Origin of the sequence: Microseira sp. BLCC-F43 (genome assembly GCF_041929235.1) — a bacterium.
GTDB lineage: Bacteria > Cyanobacteriota > Cyanobacteriia > Cyanobacteriales > Aerosakkonemataceae > Microseira.
In genome coordinates, this window is the sequence record NZ_JBHFNP010000205.1 from 24,154 (window position 1) to 42,144 (window position 17,991).

18 protein-coding genes are annotated in these 17,991 nt (G+C 45.9%); 13 read left to right on the forward strand and 5 right to left on the reverse strand.

Going from position 1 to position 17,991, the window contains the following annotated elements; genetic code table 11:
* Positions 1-56 precede the first annotated feature (56 nt).
* From ACE1CM_RS27940 to ACE1CM_RS27955, 4 genes are all read left to right on the forward strand, one after another.
* Positions 57-893: a dienelactone hydrolase family protein gene (locus ACE1CM_RS27940; protein ID WP_374882126.1), complete on the forward strand. Its 837-nt coding sequence runs from the start codon at positions 57-59 to the stop codon at positions 891-893.
* 340 nt (positions 894-1,233) lie between these two features.
* Positions 1,234-1,605 carry a hypothetical protein gene (locus ACE1CM_RS27945; RefSeq protein ID WP_374882127.1) on the forward strand — a complete coding sequence of 124 codons (372 nt, stop codon included), beginning with the start codon at positions 1,234-1,236 and terminating at the stop codon, positions 1,603-1,605.
* 212 nt (positions 1,606-1,817) lie between these two features.
* On the forward strand, positions 1,818-2,228 hold the full coding sequence (locus ACE1CM_RS27950; RefSeq protein ID WP_374882128.1) for a hypothetical protein: 411 nt from the start codon (positions 1,818-1,820) through the stop codon (positions 2,226-2,228).
* 2 nt (positions 2,229-2,230) lie between these two features.
* Complete coding sequence (locus tag ACE1CM_RS27955) at positions 2,231-4,894, forward strand: KGGVGR-motif variant AAA ATPase (protein ID WP_374882129.1); 2,664 nt, start codon at positions 2,231-2,233, stop codon at positions 4,892-4,894.
* Positions 4,895-5,005: 111 nt separating this feature from the next.
* On the opposite strand, the gene uvrB is transcribed toward ACE1CM_RS27955, so the two are convergent.
* Positions 5,006-7,003: an excinuclease ABC subunit UvrB gene (gene uvrB / locus ACE1CM_RS27960; protein ID WP_374882157.1), complete on the reverse strand. Its 1,998-nt coding sequence runs from the start codon at positions 7,001-7,003 to the stop codon at positions 5,006-5,008.
* 304 nt (positions 7,004-7,307) lie between these two features.
* On the opposite strand from uvrB, the gene ACE1CM_RS27965 reads away from it, so the two are divergent.
* The 8 genes from ACE1CM_RS27965 to ACE1CM_RS28000 all read left to right on the forward strand — a co-directional run bounded on the left by ACE1CM_RS27965 (position 7,308) and on the right by ACE1CM_RS28000 (position 13,207).
* Complete coding sequence (locus tag ACE1CM_RS27965) at positions 7,308-7,856, forward strand: hypothetical protein (RefSeq protein WP_374882130.1); 549 nt, start codon at positions 7,308-7,310, stop codon at positions 7,854-7,856.
* Positions 7,857-7,994: 138 nt separating this feature from the next.
* Positions 7,995-8,582 carry a hypothetical protein gene (locus ACE1CM_RS27970; protein WP_374882131.1) on the forward strand — a complete coding sequence of 196 codons (588 nt, stop codon included), beginning with the start codon at positions 7,995-7,997 and terminating at the stop codon, positions 8,580-8,582.
* Positions 8,583-8,894: 312 nt separating this feature from the next.
* Entirely contained in the window at positions 8,895-9,149 is a 255-nt protein-coding gene (locus ACE1CM_RS27975; RefSeq protein WP_226586535.1) for a hypothetical protein, read from the forward strand.
* Between the two features lie 5 nt (positions 9,150-9,154).
* Positions 9,155-9,457 (forward strand): hypothetical protein, encoded by a 303-nt coding sequence (locus ACE1CM_RS27980; RefSeq protein ID WP_374882132.1) that lies wholly within the window; start codon positions 9,155-9,157, stop codon positions 9,455-9,457.
* Between the two features lie 723 nt (positions 9,458-10,180).
* Positions 10,181-10,387: a DUF751 family protein gene (locus ACE1CM_RS27985; RefSeq protein ID WP_374882133.1), complete on the forward strand. Its 207-nt coding sequence runs from the start codon at positions 10,181-10,183 to the stop codon at positions 10,385-10,387.
* 35 nt (positions 10,388-10,422) lie between these two features.
* On the forward strand, positions 10,423-10,851 hold the full coding sequence (rbfA, locus tag ACE1CM_RS27990; RefSeq protein WP_374882134.1) for a 30S ribosome-binding factor RbfA: 429 nt from the start codon (positions 10,423-10,425) through the stop codon (positions 10,849-10,851).
* A 56-nt stretch (positions 10,852-10,907) separates the two neighbouring features.
* The gene (locus ACE1CM_RS27995; protein WP_374882158.1) at positions 10,908-12,554 is read left to right on the forward strand and encodes a glycoside hydrolase family 3 N-terminal domain-containing protein; all 1,647 of its coding nucleotides are present in this window, start codon (positions 10,908-10,910) and stop codon (positions 12,552-12,554) included.
* A 401-nt stretch (positions 12,555-12,955) separates the two neighbouring features.
* Entirely contained in the window at positions 12,956-13,207 is a 252-nt protein-coding gene (locus ACE1CM_RS28000; RefSeq protein WP_374882135.1) for a DUF4327 family protein, read from the forward strand.
* Between the two features lie 152 nt (positions 13,208-13,359).
* Here the strand turns inward: ACE1CM_RS28000 and ACE1CM_RS28005 are convergent, their stop codons facing one another.
* The 4 genes from ACE1CM_RS28005 to ACE1CM_RS28020 all read right to left on the reverse strand — a co-directional run bounded on the left by ACE1CM_RS28005 (position 13,360) and on the right by ACE1CM_RS28020 (position 15,917).
* Positions 13,360-13,746, reverse strand: a complete 387-nt coding sequence (locus ACE1CM_RS28005; protein WP_374882136.1) for a hypothetical protein — start codon at positions 13,744-13,746, stop codon at positions 13,360-13,362.
* Between the two features lie 74 nt (positions 13,747-13,820).
* Positions 13,821-15,077 carry an RNA-guided endonuclease IscB gene (iscB, locus tag ACE1CM_RS28010; protein ID WP_374882137.1) on the reverse strand — a complete coding sequence of 419 codons (1,257 nt, stop codon included), beginning with the start codon at positions 15,075-15,077 and terminating at the stop codon, positions 13,821-13,823.
* Between the two features lie 233 nt (positions 15,078-15,310).
* On the reverse strand, positions 15,311-15,550 hold the full coding sequence (locus ACE1CM_RS28015; protein ID WP_374882138.1) for a hypothetical protein: 240 nt from the start codon (positions 15,548-15,550) through the stop codon (positions 15,311-15,313).
* A gap of 13 nt (positions 15,551-15,563) precedes the next feature.
* Positions 15,564-15,917 carry a hypothetical protein gene (locus ACE1CM_RS28020; RefSeq protein WP_374882139.1) on the reverse strand — a complete coding sequence of 118 codons (354 nt, stop codon included), beginning with the start codon at positions 15,915-15,917 and terminating at the stop codon, positions 15,564-15,566.
* Positions 15,918-16,300: 383 nt separating this feature from the next.
* Between ACE1CM_RS28020 and ACE1CM_RS28025 the strand changes: the two genes are divergently transcribed.
* Complete coding sequence (locus ACE1CM_RS28025) at positions 16,301-17,851, forward strand: CARDB domain-containing protein (RefSeq protein WP_374882140.1); 1,551 nt, start codon at positions 16,301-16,303, stop codon at positions 17,849-17,851.
* Positions 17,852-17,991 lie beyond the last annotated feature (140 nt).

The window sequence follows — 17,991 nt, forward strand, 5'->3', positions numbered from 1 at the left end:
ACCGAGTTGACCAAAGAAGCTAGAATTTTTGGTTGGAGTGCTTGGAGAAACCCGCCGTGAAAGAGTTAAGTCGCCGCAAATTTATTGTTGTCTCAACGCTGGCGGCAGGGTTTGCCTTAGCTGTGCCCCCTATTTCCGCCCAAGTTATTACCACAGATACTCTGGGATTGGTAGCAGGGGAAGTCAAGATTCCTGTGGAAGATGGGGAAATTCCAGCTTATCGGGCAATGCCTGGGACGGGAGAGAATTTCCCCCTAGTGCTGGTGGTGCAAGAAATCTTTGGCGTTCACGAACACATCCAGGATATTTGCCGCCGCTTTGCCAAGTTGGGATATTGCGCCGTTGCCCCTGAACTATTTTCCCGCTTTGGCGATGTTTCTCAAATGAGCGATATTCAAGAAATTATCTCCAAAGTTGTTTCTCTAGTACCGGACAATCAAGTTATGTCCGACTTAGATGCAACGGTTGGTTGGGCAGAAAAATCCAGCAAAGCAAATATCAATCAATTGGGAATTACTGGCTTTTGTTGGGGTGGGCGAATTGTTTGGTTGTATGCAGCTTACAACCCCAAAGTTAAAGCTGGCGTTGCCTGGTACGGACGTTTGGTGGGCGAATCTTCTTCTTTAACTCCCAAACACCCAATCGACATTGCACCTTTTTTGAAAGCACCCGTCCTTGGACTCTACGGCGGAAGTGACGAGTATATTCCTAACAATACAGTAGAGCAAATGCGGCAGGCACTCAAGCGCGGGCGCAGCGGTTCCGAAATCATCCTTTATCCAGATACGCCCCACGGTTTTTTTGCCGACTATCGCCCGACCTATCGCAAACAGCAAGCTGAAGATGCCTGGAAGCGGCTACAAGCCTGGTTTAAGCAGCATGGCGTCGGTTAAATACCCTTCGTAATATCACCGCACTACAAAAGTCACCCACTGCCTTATAGAAAAATCCCCTGAAAATCCAGTGGTTTTGAGCGTTGCAACCAAAGGATTTTGGCAAATCCTCCAAAGTTAACCTTTCAACAGGACTTACGCAAAGAAACCGGGTTTCTATGAAAAATCGTCGCGCCAGGAACCAGAGATCTATGCAGAAACAAAGGTGATAGGAACGCCCAAGCGTAAGTCCTGTTCAAAATCGGAAGCTTCAAATCTAAAATAGTAGAAGCCTGAAAATGGACTTTGCGCTTGCCCGGTTGAGAACACTAGGTAGTAGTTTCAGGGGAGAGAGGCCATCATGCAAATAATTGCCATAATAACAGCCTTCGGCGTCACAGCGGTAGTCACGGTGACATCAGCAGTTTACGCGCTTCCTATAGCACAGTCTCAAGCAGATACCGGGGTTACCCTATCGGGTGACTCGCTACGCGGACTGGAAAACCGCAATGCAGACAAAGATTTCTCTTCGTTTTTTACTGGATCTTCTCCTATTTTCCAAAGCGGAAATAACAATAATGTCTTGACTGCACCGAATCAACAAGGCTCACCTTTGGGCAATTTAGAATTTAGCGGTGGCAGTTTAGATCGAAACAGTAACGATCCCGTGCGCTTTCCCAGTAACGAATCGGATCAACAATTCAGGGTGCGCTATCGGGTGGATGAACAATAATCCCAATCTAGAACCAGCAATTTCACCCGGTTGTGTGAACCGCACAAGGTGTATCCAAGTTAATTTTAAATCTAGATGCGCCTTGTGTTGCCCCTTCTTGCGAAGGGGTTTTTATTTTGCAGGTTACCTATCCGTGAAGGGATGGGTAGGCGATCGCCCTTGCTTAACGAGATAATCTAACTCAAGGTCAACGGGGTAAGTTAGATTATCAAATGATATTACCAGCCGGTGTGAGCGAGTTACGGCAAGCTTTTCATACTCATCTTGGCGCTTCTGAGCAAACAAAAGGTATTTCTTCTCATTTGCTACTCTTCTATGCTGCCGAATGCGGAATCAAGAGTATCTGGCTAAGACGAAACAAATTAAAAACAATAAATGATATTCCCGAGCCAACACTTATATCACAAGATGGTCATAATTTAGATAGATGGATCAAAGAACTCAAAATTTCTGCGATTGCTGGTACTCCACCCCATTTTCGTCTCGCCAGAGGGGGGTCAACTTTAGATATAGAAAAGGCTCATCAGGCATGGCGCTATAATATTCGCATGAATCCGCAGGATGAAGCAGCGCTGGTGCAGTGGCTAGAAAATCTCTGCAATTGGATTAAGGGGGAGATCTAAAAATGATTCCGTCAGATATTCGTCTTTACACTTGGGTTGACGTAGAAGAAGTCTTACTGCGGATTCAAGAGCGAGGTAACTGGCCCCAATGGCTAGTTTGGGCGCGAGCTTATTGGGATGGGTTAACAATCGGAATTCTTCCAGGCAATCAAGAATTAGCAAAAAATTGGCTGCGTGAAATTTACGAACCTCGATTCCGAATTAGTTCGTCAGAAGAAATAGCAGAAGGTTTGATTATTTTAGAAAGTATTCCTGAAAATGAACGTACTCTGCCAATTTTTTTTGAAGAAACAGAAAAAGAACCCCCTATTCCTAAACTGAAGCCTAGTTTGTCTAGACCAGGAGTCCTGTGGTCGCCCGGAGGGGACATCCAAACACCAGAGAGCTTAGCATCAGATTTCCCTCCAGTAGTAGCTTTTCATTCCTTCAAAGGAGGTGTTGGAAGGACAACCCATGCGCTTGCATTGGCACAGGCTTTAACGGAAGACAAACAGCAGGTCCTCCTTGTAGATGGGGACATGGAAGCACCAGGAATAAGTTGGGTTTTTGAGCTACGATTGCCGAATCCTCCCGTCTCCTTTGCTGACTTTCTCGCTCTGGCTCACGGCGATTCATCTCCCGATGCAAAGAACGCGGTTCAATTAGTAGCAGATCGCCTTCAGAGTGCCTTAATTGACGATATTTATATCTTACCTTCCTTCCGTTCCACCGCTGGATTTACCTCTTTGGAAATCCGACCTGAACATCTCATTCAGGGTGCTAAAAACCCTTTTATCCTGACTGACATTCTGGCAAGTATTGGGAAAACTTTAGGAGTTGATGTTGTTTTAGTGGACTTGCGTGCTGGACTTTCTGAACTTGCCGCAGGTTTGATATTAGATCCGCGAGTTTACCGCATCTTTGTTACCACATTGAGCGGACAAGCTATTTCAGGAACAAGTGCTATTCTAGAACTTCTTGGAAAAAGAGCGCCCTCAACAAGAGATACCGAACCATTACCTGCCTTGATTATTAGCCAGGTTCCTGAAGATAACCAACATAGCGATTTGGTATTAGAAGCAGAAAAGATACTGCTTGAGGCTGCTAGATCGTTTATATCAGAAGACGCTGAACCTCTAACTGTTATTACCCCATTTGCTGAGAATTTGTTGGCTTTGCCTTCGTCTTGGGAAGATGTTCTGACTCGAATCCAGCGATCTGGCATTGTCGATAAGATTCGTACCCTAATAGATTGGTTGCCAGTTCAGCGGGGTGAAACTGTTCAGGAAGAAATTCCAAGTTTACAGTCGCAAAGAGAAAGTCTCGCCAGAATAGCCGAACAATTAGTGTATGCAGAGAATGCTGAAGTAGCTGATTTTTTGCCTACTATTCCCTTGCGAAACTTGGCATCAGATAACCGTCGTCGCCTCCCCATAGCCGTAATAGTTGGAGCAAAAGGTTCGGGAAAAACTTATACTTTCCTCCAGATTGTGCGCCGCGAAAACTGGCAAAATTTTGCCCAAGAGGCTGGTGTAACTGAAGTGAGTGCTAGTGCTTTCATAGCCCCTATTCTGAAATCGAAAAACCTTAGTCCTGCGGCTGAGGAGTTAGTTCGACAAGTGCGAAAGAAAACAGCACAGGCTTTGGAGTTTGGCGAACCCCAAGATGCTAGCACGATTCGGGACTATATTCGAGACGGTTGTCAGCGAAACTTACACGAAGGACAGTGGCGCGATCGCTGGCTGGATGCGATCGCTTGGGGTGTTGGATTTCAACCCCAAAAAGAAGGTGCAGGCAGAGGATTAACAGAACATTTAGTAGCAGCAAAACAACAACTGGTTGTCATCATTGATGGTTTAGAAGACCTTTTCCAAAACTTTGCCAGCGATGAATCTCAACAGACAGCTTTACGTGCTTTACTCCAGGAAGTTCCCGAATGGCTGAGTCAGCAACCGAGTCGTTCTTTAGGCATTCTAATTTTTATTCGTCGCGATCTAGTACTTGCTGCTATCCGCCAAAATGCTGCTCAAATGATGGCTCGCTACGAGCCTTATGCGTTGAAGTGGAATCGAGAAGAAGCACTAAGATTGGTCGCTTGGGTAACTAGATTGGCGAACATACCACTCGATAATAATACTAAAATACTTCAGGATATGAGTGAAGAGGAACTGACCGAGCTTTTGATACCTCTGTGGGGTAAAAAACTCGGTAGCGATTCCTCTAAAGAAGCTGGTTCTGCCAGATTCGTTATTGCAGTCCTCTCCGACTTTAAAGGCCAAATTCAATCGCGGGACTTGGTGCGTCTTCTTCACCTCGCAGCCAAAGAATCAGTAAATGACACTCGCTGGCAAGAGCGTATCCTTATACCCTCAGCAATTAAAAGCGCTTTACCAGAGTGCAGCCGTAAGAAAATTGAGGAAATAGAGTTAGAAAATACAGCTTTAAAAGATGTGTTCGCGAAGTTACGAAACCTAAACGAAGACAGTCGCAAAATCCCTTTCACGCGGGACGACTTGCAACTATCTTCAGAAGAAATAAAAACTTTGGAAGATAACGGCGTAGTCATTCGCGAAAAAAATGACTATTATATGCCGGAAATCTTCCGTTTCGGACTTGGTTTTACTCGCACGGCTGCTGGTCGTCCGAAAACTATAGCTTTGGCACGCCGTGCTGGACAGGGACGTTGAAAAAAGTAGGGGCGGGCTTTCCTGCCCACCCCACAAGATGGGAAATATTCTTGTGGGGTAGGCGTCCCGCCTGCCCTTGAATTTAATCAAGAAGAATTGGTGCAATCTTGTCTAATGTCCTAGTAATTTATCCCGCAGGTGCTTGATGCGATCGCGCAATTTCGCCGCTTCCTCAAATTCCAGTTTCTTCGCCGCTTCTTTCATCTGCGTTTCCAGTTGCCCAATTAACTCTGGAATCTCTTCCAACGACAATTCATCTGACTTTTCGTAAGCGATTTCTAGCTGTTGGGAATTCAATCGCCGCGATAAATCCAAAAACGCCAAAATCGAATTACTCGATTTTTTAACAATCGGTTGCGGTGTAATTCCATGCATTCGATTGTATGCCATTTGAATGCCCCTGCGCCGGTCGGTTTCGTCAATGGCTTTAATCATGCTATCTGTCAAATTATCGGCGTATAAGATAGCTTGACCCCGCACGTGACGCGCCGCCCGCCCGATGGTTTGAATCAGCGATCGCTCTGCCCTCAAAAACCCTTCTTTATCTGCATCCAAAATTGCAACTAACGAAACTTCGGGCAAGTCTAATCCTTCCCGCAGCAAGTTTACTCCAATCAAAACGTCGAAATTCCCTTCGCGTAATTCTTGCAAAATTTCGATCCGCTCGATTGAATTAATCTCCGAATGCAGATAGCGGACTCTGATTCCTCTATCTTGCAAATACTCGGTTAAATCCTCCGCCATCCGCTTGGTTAACGTCGTCACTAACACCCGTTCTTGCAGGGCTACTCTCTCTTTAATTTCTCCCAACAAATCGTCAACTTGTCCTGCTGTGGGACGCACAAAAATTTCTGGGTCAATCACCCCTGTCGGTCGAATTACTTGTTCTATCACTCGACCTTCTGATACTTCTATTTCCCAGTTTCCCGGCGTCGCAGACACAAAAATACACTGGTTGACTTTTTCCCAGAATTCCTCTGCTTTTAAAGGTCGGTTATCTGCGGCGCTGGGGAGGCGAAATCCATGTTCGATTAAGACTTGTTTGCGCGAGCGATCGCCGTTATACATCCCCCGAATTTGCGGCACTGTCACGTGGGATTCATCGATCACCAGCAACCAATCTTTGGGAAAATAATCGATTAAACATTCTGGCGGTTCCCCCGGCATACGCCCTGCGAGGTGGCGAGAATAATTTTCGACGCCGTTGCAATATCCGACTTCCCGCAACATTTCTAAATCGTAGCGAGTGCGCTGATCGAGTCGTTGAGCTTCTAATAATTTACCAGCTTTTTCTAATTCTTGCAATCGGTCTTTTAATTCTTGCCCAATCGCTTCGATTGCAGCTTCTAATTGGTCTTCTGGGGTGACAAAGTGACGGGCGGGATAGATATTTAACGCCTCGACACTTTGGAGAATTTCTCCGGTTACGGGGTCAACATAACGAATCGCGTCGATTTCATCGCCAAAGAATTCTACGCGGATAATTCGGTCTTCGTAAGCGGGACCAATTTCTAATACATCGCCGCGAACTCGGAAGCGTCCCCGACTTAATTCTGTATCGTTGCGACTGTACTGAACTGATGCTAAATCTCGCAATATTTGCCGTTGGTTGACTTCTTTTCCGACTTGCAGGGGAATCGCAGCGTTGAGATATTCGGAGGCAATTCCTAAACCGTAGATACAGCTAATCGAAGCAACTACGATAACGTCCTTGCGTTCAAACAGCGATCGCGTCGCCGAATGCCTCAACATATCGATTTCGTCGTTAATTGCAGCGGTTTTCTCGATATAAGTATCGGTGACGGGTATATACGCTTCCGGTTGATAGTAATCGTAGTAGCTGATGAAGTATTCAACTGCATTTTCTGGGAAGAATTGCCGCAACTCGTTACACAATTGGGCGGCTAAGGTTTTATTGTGGGCGAGGACGAGGGTAGGTTTCCCTACTTGCTCGATTACTTTGGCGACGGTATATGTTTTTCCCGTCCCCGTCGCACCCAGCAGAGTTTGAAAGCGATTGTCTGCTTGGATGCTACTGGTGAGGGATGCGATCGCTTGCGGTTGATCGCCGGTTGGTTGAAAAGGCGCTTGCAGGTCAAATTGCATCATCATGCTTTGATAATCTCGCTTGAGTGCAAAAACTCTTGTGTCTGTCAATCCCGCGTTGCCTGCACTCTTTACCATCCTACCTAACCCGCTCTCACCTTGCCTGTGCGGGTTTCATCCCCGCTCTGGACGGTGATGCGCGCGCTCAATCATTTTTAATTATTGTAACAATATATCTTTTTTATGTTGAGTTGGTTAAGATATTTATACCTATATCAGGTTATTTGAAGGTAAACTGAGTCTATACGTTTAAGCGTCTGGGTTTTCCAGCATAAAGGTTACTTAAGAGTCTACAGGAGTCAAAATCATGGCAGCTAGCACGAGCAAAACTCAGAAAAATAGCACCACAAGCGCCGAAAATAGCGAAAACAACGCTGAAAGCCAAGAAAACGCCCAAGCTCAAGCAGATAGCGTGGAAACGCAAGAGACTGGCGAGCAAGTCAAGGAAGAAGCGCCCGCAGATTCCACCAAGGTAGCGCGCTACGATAAGTCGAGTCTGGTCTTTGCTAACCGCCCTGTTGAATCAAGCAACCTGGTAGTGCGGGAAACCCTCAATGCATCGGGGATTCGTCCAATTATGTCTTCCGAGTTAGCGATCGCCAGTACAGTCAATGCAGCCGGAATGCGTCCCATTAGCGCTAGCACTCTGCGCGTTACCGAAACGGTGAACATTGCCGGACTCCGTCCCATCGCCGCCAGCGAGATCAAAATGTCCGATAGCATTGCCTTGATGGGGATGCGTCCGGTAGGGTTAAGTACCCTGCAATTTTCCCAAATGATTATGTCGGCTGGACTGCGCCCGATTGCATCCAACGAAATCGACGACAGCAACACGTTGATGGGTTTTCTAGATTAAGACAAGGGAATTTTAGATTTTAGATTGGAGATTGCAGATTGAAATAAATCTACAATCTGAAATCTTAAATATATTAAGATAATCCCCCGCTAAAATAAGCAAAAGCGGGGGATTTTTAGCTTTGTACGGGGTAATAATATGGAAATAGAAGTTTCGATGTTACTGGGAGCGAATTCTAGAGAAGAAGCCGAAAATCTAGGTTTAGAAATTGCCAAGAAAGCTTATGCTGAATTTCTCAGTGAAGCATTAGACAAGGTTTTTGACGATTTAGCTATAACGTCTCGTTACTGTTTAGTTCATTTCGACCCAGACTTCGCTACCTGCGATGAATACGAGGTTGAAGAAGAGATTTTAGAAGCGCTTGGGCAGGTTACTGCTAATACAATTTCATGCCATAAAAACTATTATGAAGTATTTGTCAACCTGCCAGTAGAGTTAGCAAATATTGCCGATGATGACGGGGACAGCGTTTCTGTGTATACCTTATGGCACAAGGTATACAAAAGATGTATTCCCTGCTGCGTAGAAGACCCGATAAGCGACTTAAACTACGATGATTTGTCAGAACAAATTATCGAGCAACTGGATGAATTAAAAATTAGACTTAATTTTAGATGGGATATTTTACAAGTGTCTCATCACTATTACAAAGAAGGCTATCCTTATTTTCAGAATTTCTCTCACGGTCAATCTATCGGTAATACGGATTTATATGAGTTTGTTTAAAAGCAATTTTAAAGATAGCGTCAGTGCTTCTAGAAAATTGTAGACTTATTAATAAATGATAAAAAAAATAAAATTTTGACACAAAAGATGATTTGGGGTTGATTCGCTTATTCCAATATAAAGTCAAAATAATTTTAACAATTTATTTATAAATAAGCTCTCAGTTAGACAGTGCAACCTACCCACAAAGTTAAGCGAAAATTATGGTATCAATTTATACGTTTTTTTCGATTGAAGTATAGTTTGATGTCACAATAACGATTTTTCAGCTGAATAAGTGGAAACCCTCTAAAGGTTTCAGGGAGATAGAATATGACAGCAACGCGGCAAGAGCTTTACATGAACCTGATCGATGAATTGTTCAAGTGTCCCAGCGGTCAGGAACCAGAAGTTTTAGATGCTCACTTAGATTTGATCGATGCTGGTTTAGTAGAAACAATGGTACAGCTGGCAACGTATATGGCACACCAAGATAACCAGGATGGAGCTAAATTTTTACTCCACGTCGCTCGGGAATTAGCTAAGCAATTGGGATTATATCCCGAATTGTCAACGACCTCGGCATAAAAATTATGGACGGCATTGAGGCACAAGAACTAGCCTTGGATTTCCTCATGGCAGAATGGGAAATTGCGGAAGCAGACCGAGAGTGGTTCTCAGTTCTTAACTGTCGTTGGGTTAAAGATAGTTGGTACGTTGTAGAAATTGGCGTAGAAGGATTGCCCGATAAATGGGTAATTCAAGTTTACGACACGGGAGAATGCGACCCCAACTATACTTTTAATTCCCCTATTAGTGCGGCATCGGGAACGGCTGAATTGGAAGAATTTCCACCCGAAGTCGCCCAGATGATCTCCAAAGAACGCCAAGGTTAGTTTTTCAAGATAATAACGCAAGTTGCTAGTTGAGGAATTACGCACGACGAGTCTAGAAACCTGGTTTCTGTGTAGCTTTCTAGTTCCCATAAATGATTTTTCACAGAAACCAGGTTTCTTTGGGCCAGACCTGTAGTTATAACCTTGGGCGTTGCTAATAGCTAATAGCTAATTGCGAGATGTGAAGCTCACAACAATAATATCCTGACATTAGCCATTAGCCATTAGCCATTAGCCGCTATGCATGAGATAACTAGCAACTTGAGTTATTTAGTTTAACAAGCAGGACTTACGCAAGGGCGTGCCTATCACCAAAGTTTCTGGCTGCTTCCGCGATTGCGGAAGGGAGGCATATCTCGAGTTGCCAAACAAACGATTTTTCAGAGAAACTTTGGTGTTTGCGTAAGTCCTGACAAGAGTCTTGTCAAGTGCTTTTTATGTTTTTCTTGACTCGCGACCTTAGTCACCTTTTGCCATTCATCCCGACACTCACCCGCGCCTGGTAGAGTGCAAAGCTTCTGGCTAGGGTGACATCCTCCCGGCGCTAACCTTGCGGTATAGCGCCGGCGTATCGATTGCTGGCGATTTGGCATTGCTAGTTTTTCCCTTGCGGGGTTTTGCCTCTGACCTAAATGGAATTGCTTCCACCCCCTGTAAGCTCTCACCCTCTCGTACAATGTAAAAAAGCTGTTGCTTTAGCAGCCCGCGGGAGCTGCAAGACAAATGTTTGATGGATTTTGGGACAACGTTTCGCGCTATCCCCGGTTCTTAGTAACCATTATCTTGGGGATATTCGTCAATACCTTCGGTTGGCTGACACCGCTATTTAAGCGCCCAGTTACGGCAATCGCTCTAATCGGCTTCCTGGTGGGTCTTTTAATTTTCGTTAGTTTAACCTTACGAGCGATGCTGGGATTGAGCGCGATTTAGTTAGGATGGGTGAGAAACACTGGCTTTGAAATATTATGGCTACGAATCGTCGCGTTTCTCGCGTTGCTGCCCAAATTCAACGCGAGGTCAGCCAACTGCTGCAAAACGGGATCAAAGATGACCGGGTGGGTTCCAGTATGGTCAGCGTCACCGATGTGGATGTGTCCAACGACCTGCAACATGCCAAAATCTTTGTCAGTCTCTATGGCACTAACGAAGCGAAAGCCGAGACGATGGCTGCATTGAAAGAGGCTACGAGCTTCGTTCGCAAAGAACTAGGGGCGAGGGTGCGCCTGCGCCGCACCCCGGAAGTGGTGTTTGTGGAAGACCACTCCCTCGAACGGGGCGATCGCATCCTATCGCTGATCAACCAGCTTTCCTCTAACCGCCGCGATGACGAGGAAACAGAGGCAGATGACAGCGACTATGATACAGTATCGGCAGAGGAAGAGGACAAACCTTGAATGCTTCTAAACTGCCCGATTTAAACACTCTGTCCCTGGAACAACAGGTGGCTCAGATGGTCGTCGTGCGAGCATCGGGCTACCTGTTCGACCATCAAATTCAGTATCCCGCCTGGGAACCAAAAGCGGCTAAGTTACAGCATTGGTTGCAAAATTTAGGCGTCGGCGGCGTTATTTTACTCGGCGGCAGTGCCCCAGAATTGGCACTGCGATCGCAACAACTGCAAAACTGGTCTAAAATCCCCCTACTGATCGCCGCCGATATTGAAGAAGGCGTCGGACAGCGCTTTTCTGGCGCGACTTGGTTTCCTCCCCCAATGGTTTTGTCCCCAATTGGGGATAAAAATCCCGCCCTCGCTCAGGAATACGCCGAGCAAATGGGAGCCATCACCGCAGCAGAAGCTCTGGCTATTGGTATAAACTGGGTACTCGCACCCGTAGTCGATGTTAATAACAATCCCGATAATCCAGTTATCAACGTCCGCGCCTTTGGCGAAACTCCAACCGATGTCAGCTGTTTGGCAACGGCTTTTATAAAAGGTGCTAAAAAATACCCCGTATTAACGACAGCTAAGCATTTTCCAGGACACGGAGATACGGCAACCGATTCTCACCTAGAATTACCTGTATTGCCCCACACCCCAGAAAGACTGGGTGAAATTGAACTACCCCCGTTTATCGCGGCTATAGAAGCTGGAGTGGACGCGGTGATGAGCGCTCACTTACTGATACCAGCTTGGGATGCAGAAAAACCGGCTACCCTGTCGGAAAAGATTTTGACACAACAACTACGGAAAAATTTGAGTTTTGACGGGTTAATTGTTACCGATGCGCTGGTAATGGGCGCGATCGCTTCTCGCTACGGTGCAAGGGAAGCACCCGTCTTGGCAGTGGAAGCCGCGGCAGATATTCTATTGATGCCGGTAGATCCAGAAGCCGCAATTGCAGCAGTATGCGATGCGGTTAAAACGGGGCGGATCTCCCCAGACAGAATTCGCGCCTCTTGTGAACGAATTTGGCAAGCTAAGCAGAAAGTGGCATATGGGGAAGAAAATTACCAAGAAGACAAGGGGACACGGGGACACCCAGACGCGGGGAATTGTGTAGAAACACTCTCCGCTCTCCCTTGTCTCCCATTCTCCACCTCCTCTTCCGTCTCCCCGCTATTGGCTCAGCTCGCTCAACCAAAAGCGATCGCTACCGCTGCCAATATCCTCCGGGAAAGCACGCAAGTTTTCGGGTCGGTTCCCTTGGAATTGGCAAAAGAATCCGGGAATTTACGAAACTTAATAGTGGTAGACAATATTTTGGATTGTGAATTTTTGTGTCGGACTGCCCCGGCGCTGGCAATTCCAGAGCAACTGGGGTACAAATCCCAACTCGTAGACTGCCATACTCCCAGCATGTCAGTCTGTGGGGGAGAAGAAACTTTCTCTGCCACGGTGCTGCAACTGTTTATCCGAGGCAATCCTTTCCGAGGCAGTGCGGGACTGACTCAAATGGCGCGGGATTGGTTTAAGAAATTATTAAAAACCGGCGAACTGCAAGCGCTGGTGCTGTATGGTAGCCCTTATGTTAAAAAACTGTTCTTAGCCGCTTTACCGCCCGGAATCCCTTGTATATCGTCCTACGGTCAGATGCAGCAGGCACAAGCGATCGCCCTAGAAATTTTGTTCGGTAGAGCTTACCAAAACTCGCGATAATATCCGCTATTTGTTGGGGAATACTAAATTTAGAAAAGCTTTCTGGAGCGGAAGCTGCCGATTGAACTCTCAGATCGTCTTATCCGCTCTAGGCAAGTCTAGTCTGGCTTGCCGGGGCATTTGAGTTTCAGTAACTCCTCCCGTGGGTAATACTTAACCTTTGGATTACCTGCTGCTTACTTTACCCTAAAGGCCAAGCCATAGGATGAGAGGGGAAAGCCGCTTAGATCTGTGTATAACGATTTGGAGGTAATGTCAATATTTGCTGACTTTGGAAACATTTATTAATATAAAGGAGCGGTGGATAGCGTAAAAATGAAAATCGTTCAGTATATTGAACTACAAACTATCCGCTTCTTTTGCCCATAACCTTAAGCCCTCTTAGTTTGAGAGATATTACAATGAGCGTTAAAACGGTATCATCTGTGGTTACATCTACGTCAGTTCAATACACACTAGAGGTGATTCAAGAGGAAGCACGTCGGCTGGTGCATAAAGGAGTTGTTAGCCGCCAGCAACCCATATACACGCTTTGCCAATTCATCCCGGCGCGGGAATGGGGGTGGGTTGAGTGCGAATTGGAAAAGAACAATTATTTACTCAGGGATAGGATTGGCGATTTAATGGGCCATGAAGAATGGCAGAATGACTGAAGTCGTTGGTAGGTGCTTGCGTCAGCCGTCAGAGGTAACAAGCAAATCCTTCTGACAACTGACTCACGATAGATGACAAAAAACAGATGGGAAAAAAGTCAATGAGTCCTAATCAGGCGATCGCAACAGAGCGATCGCCGCTACGATTTTTATCACCGATCGTCTTGAGAACGCAAATTTTCTAACTCCGCACGCATAGCAGCAATTTGGGCAATCAGTTCCTGGATTTCTAGCTGCACATCCGTTGCAGCAGCGGGGTTAGGCGTCGCGGGACTTGTACCGGCAGTTGGTGGTGTGGCGCTCGTGGTTTGATTGGTTTGTTGGCGCAAGAGCGAATCAACGTAACTGCGAGCTTCCTGCTCTGTTATTTCGCCTTTTTCAGACCATTCTTGAGTCAACTGGATCAACTGTGACCCCAGCTTGGACAAAGTTTCGGATCGCTTTTGATCGTCTTGCAGGGTTTCGACTAGGGAAGCCGTAGCGCCTAGAGAAATGCGAAACCCTTGTTGCAGTAGCAGAATCAGGTTATCGGAGTTCATTGCCAATTTTAGCTAGAGTCAGTTAATACTAGGAAGCTAATTTCCCAGTATATTCCGGAAACTTGTGGTAACGGTCATTTAAATCTGTAAGCATATCCATCCCTTCTGAAAACCGGGTCCAAGTCTTTGTGTTTAACCGATTTCTGCGTTTTATCTTTCAAGGTAAGAACAAAGCTACCTTTTGACCTTGGCGTTACCCTACCTATCCCATAAAGCGGGTGACGTGCATAGTCGCCTGTAAGCCAACCAAAAATGGGTTTAAGTGGGTTGTGTCGAATCGGATATCCGTACTTGTTAAGAGCAGCTTTCTGTCTACCACCACGTCCTACAGCTTTGATCGGTAGAGGTTGACAGGTTTTGAGGATTGGTTGAGATGGCATTACTCCAACACATGCCGCATCAATCCAGTGGTCTTTAGGGAGTCCCGCTATCAGACGATTCATTTTGGTCATCCCTCCTGTCCCTGTCTGTACGCTCAGTATTTGGTTAAGAGTTTGGAACAGTTTCCATCGGGTAGCATTAACCGCTGCGGCACCTTTTAAAGGTGTATTAGCTTGTTTGATAATACTTGCTAGCAATTCAGGCTTTTTCTTCAAAAACTCCTCAATTGGTTTATCCCCTTTTTTCTGATTGCAGCCATGACAAGCAATGGTTAAGTTACTGACTCGGTTGCTACCACCAGATGACTTTGGTTGAATGTGTTCTACCTCTAATCGCAAATCTTTCTTGCCGCAATAAGCACACTGTCGTCCCCACTTGGATAATAAGTATTCCCTGACTTCATAACCCCAAAGTTCGCCTTGTTGATACTCAATCCCGCTAATTTCTGGATCTACTAATTTCTGAGTATCAAACCTCACCAACTCCATTGAAAGCCCGGTAATAGGAGCATATCTACACAAGCGTTTAACCCAAGTCTCAATAGTTTGAACTCGGTGCATCAATGATGGAGTCAGCCAACCATCTGGACGTTTCCGATTATCAAACCGAGCTTGTCGATACCGAGTTTTACGCTGTCTACGGTGAAGTCGCACTGCACGCCGAGATGCAAGGGAATCTTTGATTTGCTGTCCTCTATGCTCTAGGTTGGCTGCCCAAATCACTTTTTCACCGTCTAATAAGGCCAATCCCGTTACTTTGGAACCAGGGTCAATTTTCAGGTTCAGGTTAGGGTTTTGAGGACTAGGAACTGCATGAAGAAGAATGATGGTAAACGGGTACATTCTCCACACTGCCGCTTTTCTCTTGGTTAGCAACTCCCTTGCTCGTTTGGGTGGAATAGGCGCCAGAGGTTGATTGTTAGTATCGACTAGAAAAACGTAATTTTCCATTTCTGGTAACTCAGTGGTAATGTCTGCCTCGACAATGTTGATTAGGCTTGTGAGGATACCGACACTAGGGCTATAAACCTCATTTACCCGTTACTTAATCGGTATCGATAGGGCTACAAACTGGCGTTCATTCGTAGGTATCATCACCCAATCAACGTAGGTTATATTTCAAACCTGAGTCTGCATCTATGGTAGGTAATTCCGGTAATTACCGTAATTTACCAAGGTTTAACCTAAGAGGTAGTCGCTTTGGTGGCGGCATTAACGTCGAAGCAATAACAGGTTGCTTGTGCTGCTGTTAGAGCAACTGCCAAACCTAGTTTACAAGAATTTACGGAAAATAATAGAGCGGATTGCAGCCATAAAAGGTACACCGCAAGTTTGTGTAGCGGCAGCATTAATGCTGCCGCTACACAAACTTGCCATAAGGCTTTCCCTGACTCGAAAAGCAATCCGCTGTATTTACCATACATCTACCCACTTTGGCTAGCCGACCTGCTCGATATACTGGCTAACATCATCAACGAGCCTGGTGAGTTCGGCTTCGCTGGTTAAGCGAATGCGATCGTCGCGGACGGTGAGCAGCACTTTGGCAGCAAAGGGACTAGGCCAAATATTAGGATTGCAGAAAATTTCCAGAAAAATATCCCCCGTGTATTGATATTCCATTGGTTTTTGGGGATTGGCTTTACCTGGTGCGCCGGAAGTTTGGACAGCAACGGCTTTTAACCGTTCCATCAACTGATTGAGCGCAGCTTGTAACTCCCGTGCGGCTTGGGGTGTGAAGTTAAAAGAGACGGAACCTTCTACCAAGTTGAGCCTGAGTGGGGAAGCAGACATAAGTAATAGATCTGAACGTTCATCGATCTATCTTACCGGGAGCCAGACTGGCAAGCGATCGCCGATAACTCTCTATTGTCAGGAACTACCTACCGTCGTCAGCCCCACCTGAAATTACCTGAAATTACCTGAATTATCACAGTCCCGAATTTAACTGAATTATTGAATTGAATTATTCAACATACTAGCAATTGTAGAGTTAAAAACAACTCATGCAATTGCCACTCACTCTTTGGTTCAAACGTTTGAAAGAATGCCGAGAATCTTACAGAAAAGCGCAGATTTTTGGCTCAAGATAGCACAGAAGCCTCTAGGAACTGTCCAAGTTTTTTATTTCAACACATTCTTTCTGTAATTTTTGAGTATTTATCGGAGAAATAACAATGGAATTCCTCACCCCAGAAATCAACCCCTTCCGCTCCAACATTGGTTTAGAATCAGCTAGCAACAGCACAGCAGCAATCGGTTTAGAAGCCAATCCCTTGCAAGGTTTGACTGCAAAGTTACCTGGGATGGGAGGAAGTGAAAGTGGGATAATTGACTCGCTGTCGAGGGCGTTAACGGTGGATAAAGGTGCAGTCAGCAGCTTTATTCTGGGGAACGATCCTGTTGCTGGTGCCATCGCTCCTAACAACGCCCCCATCACCCGCGCTGATATCGATCCGCTCACGGGTGCAGCCAACAAAACTGCTACAGCAGCAGCATTAGTCGCCGGAGTCGATTTAGCAAGTCAATTCTTTAACGTTGTGCCAACTTCTCTCCAAGCTGGGAATAGCGTTAATTTCCAGTACCAAATTCAAAACCTCGGAACGAATGTCGCCGGTGCATCTACGGTGAAATTCTACCTGTCCACCGATCGTTCCATAGGCGCCGGTGACTACGAATTGGGTAGTGCTTCTGTTGTTAGTTTAGGTGGCGGCGGTAACACGGGAATTTTAAACAAAACCTTGACCCTGCCAGGAGCCGGAAATGCCTTCTGGAAGTCGGTTGGTGATGGGAACTACTACATCGGCATGAAGGTAGATGCTAACAATCAAGTCGCCGAATCGAACGAAAATAACAATGCTAGCACGGGTTTTTTCAAAGACTACGATAGCCTCAGCGTTGGGGGAACTAAAGTCGCTGACTTGTCGGGGAAATATTTCGATGTGATACAAGAACCCCTGAAAGCGGGAGACGGTTTCAGCGTCAACTATCAAATTCAAAACACGGGAGTTGGTACGGCTGCTGCCTCGACGGCGAAGTTCTATCTTTCCAAAGATAATGTTATCAACGCCAGCGATTACTTCTTAGGCAGCGCCTTTATAGGCAGCTTAGCTAGCAACACCAGTACCGCAACTTTGACGCAGAATCTAACCTTACCTGGGGCTGGAAATGCTTTCTGGAGTGGCGGTGATGGAACCTACCGCATCGGCATGATTGTAGATGCCAACAACAATGTCAGCGAGACAAATGAAGCCAACAACGCCAGTACGGGCGAATTTAAAGACTTCGATAGTCTATTGATTAACTACACCAAACTCAACCAAATTAAGGTCAACATTAACCGCGTTGCCCAGATCGATAATTTAGATCCCGATCCTATTTTTACAAATCGGGCTGACTTCTATTCCAAAGTAACCATCGCTGGGGTACAGCAGAGCAGTCCAACGATTGATGGCAAAGATGATGTGAGTCCCAACTGGCAGTTTATTCAAACGGCAGGAGGTCGAGTTCCGATCAAAATTGAACTGTGGGAAAGCGATACTGGCTCTGGTGACGAACACGTTGACATCAACTCAAGAACGGGTTACAAAGATCTAAATCTCACCTACGATCCGCTAACTGGAGCGATCTATGGAGATGTGGCTGGCAGCAAAGGACAGCAAATATACTCCTACGGTGCGGGTGACAGCGATCGCGGCAAGATTTGGTTCACGATCGATCACTTCTAGTGTTTCGCTGCAGCCAGTTTTAGGATAATATTCAGATACCCGACTTCTCTAAGAAGTCGGGTATCTAGCTTTTGGCAGAGCAGGAGAAGAATCAGATAAAAAATCTAACAGATTGCGGAAAAAATGTTTTCTTGTTGTAT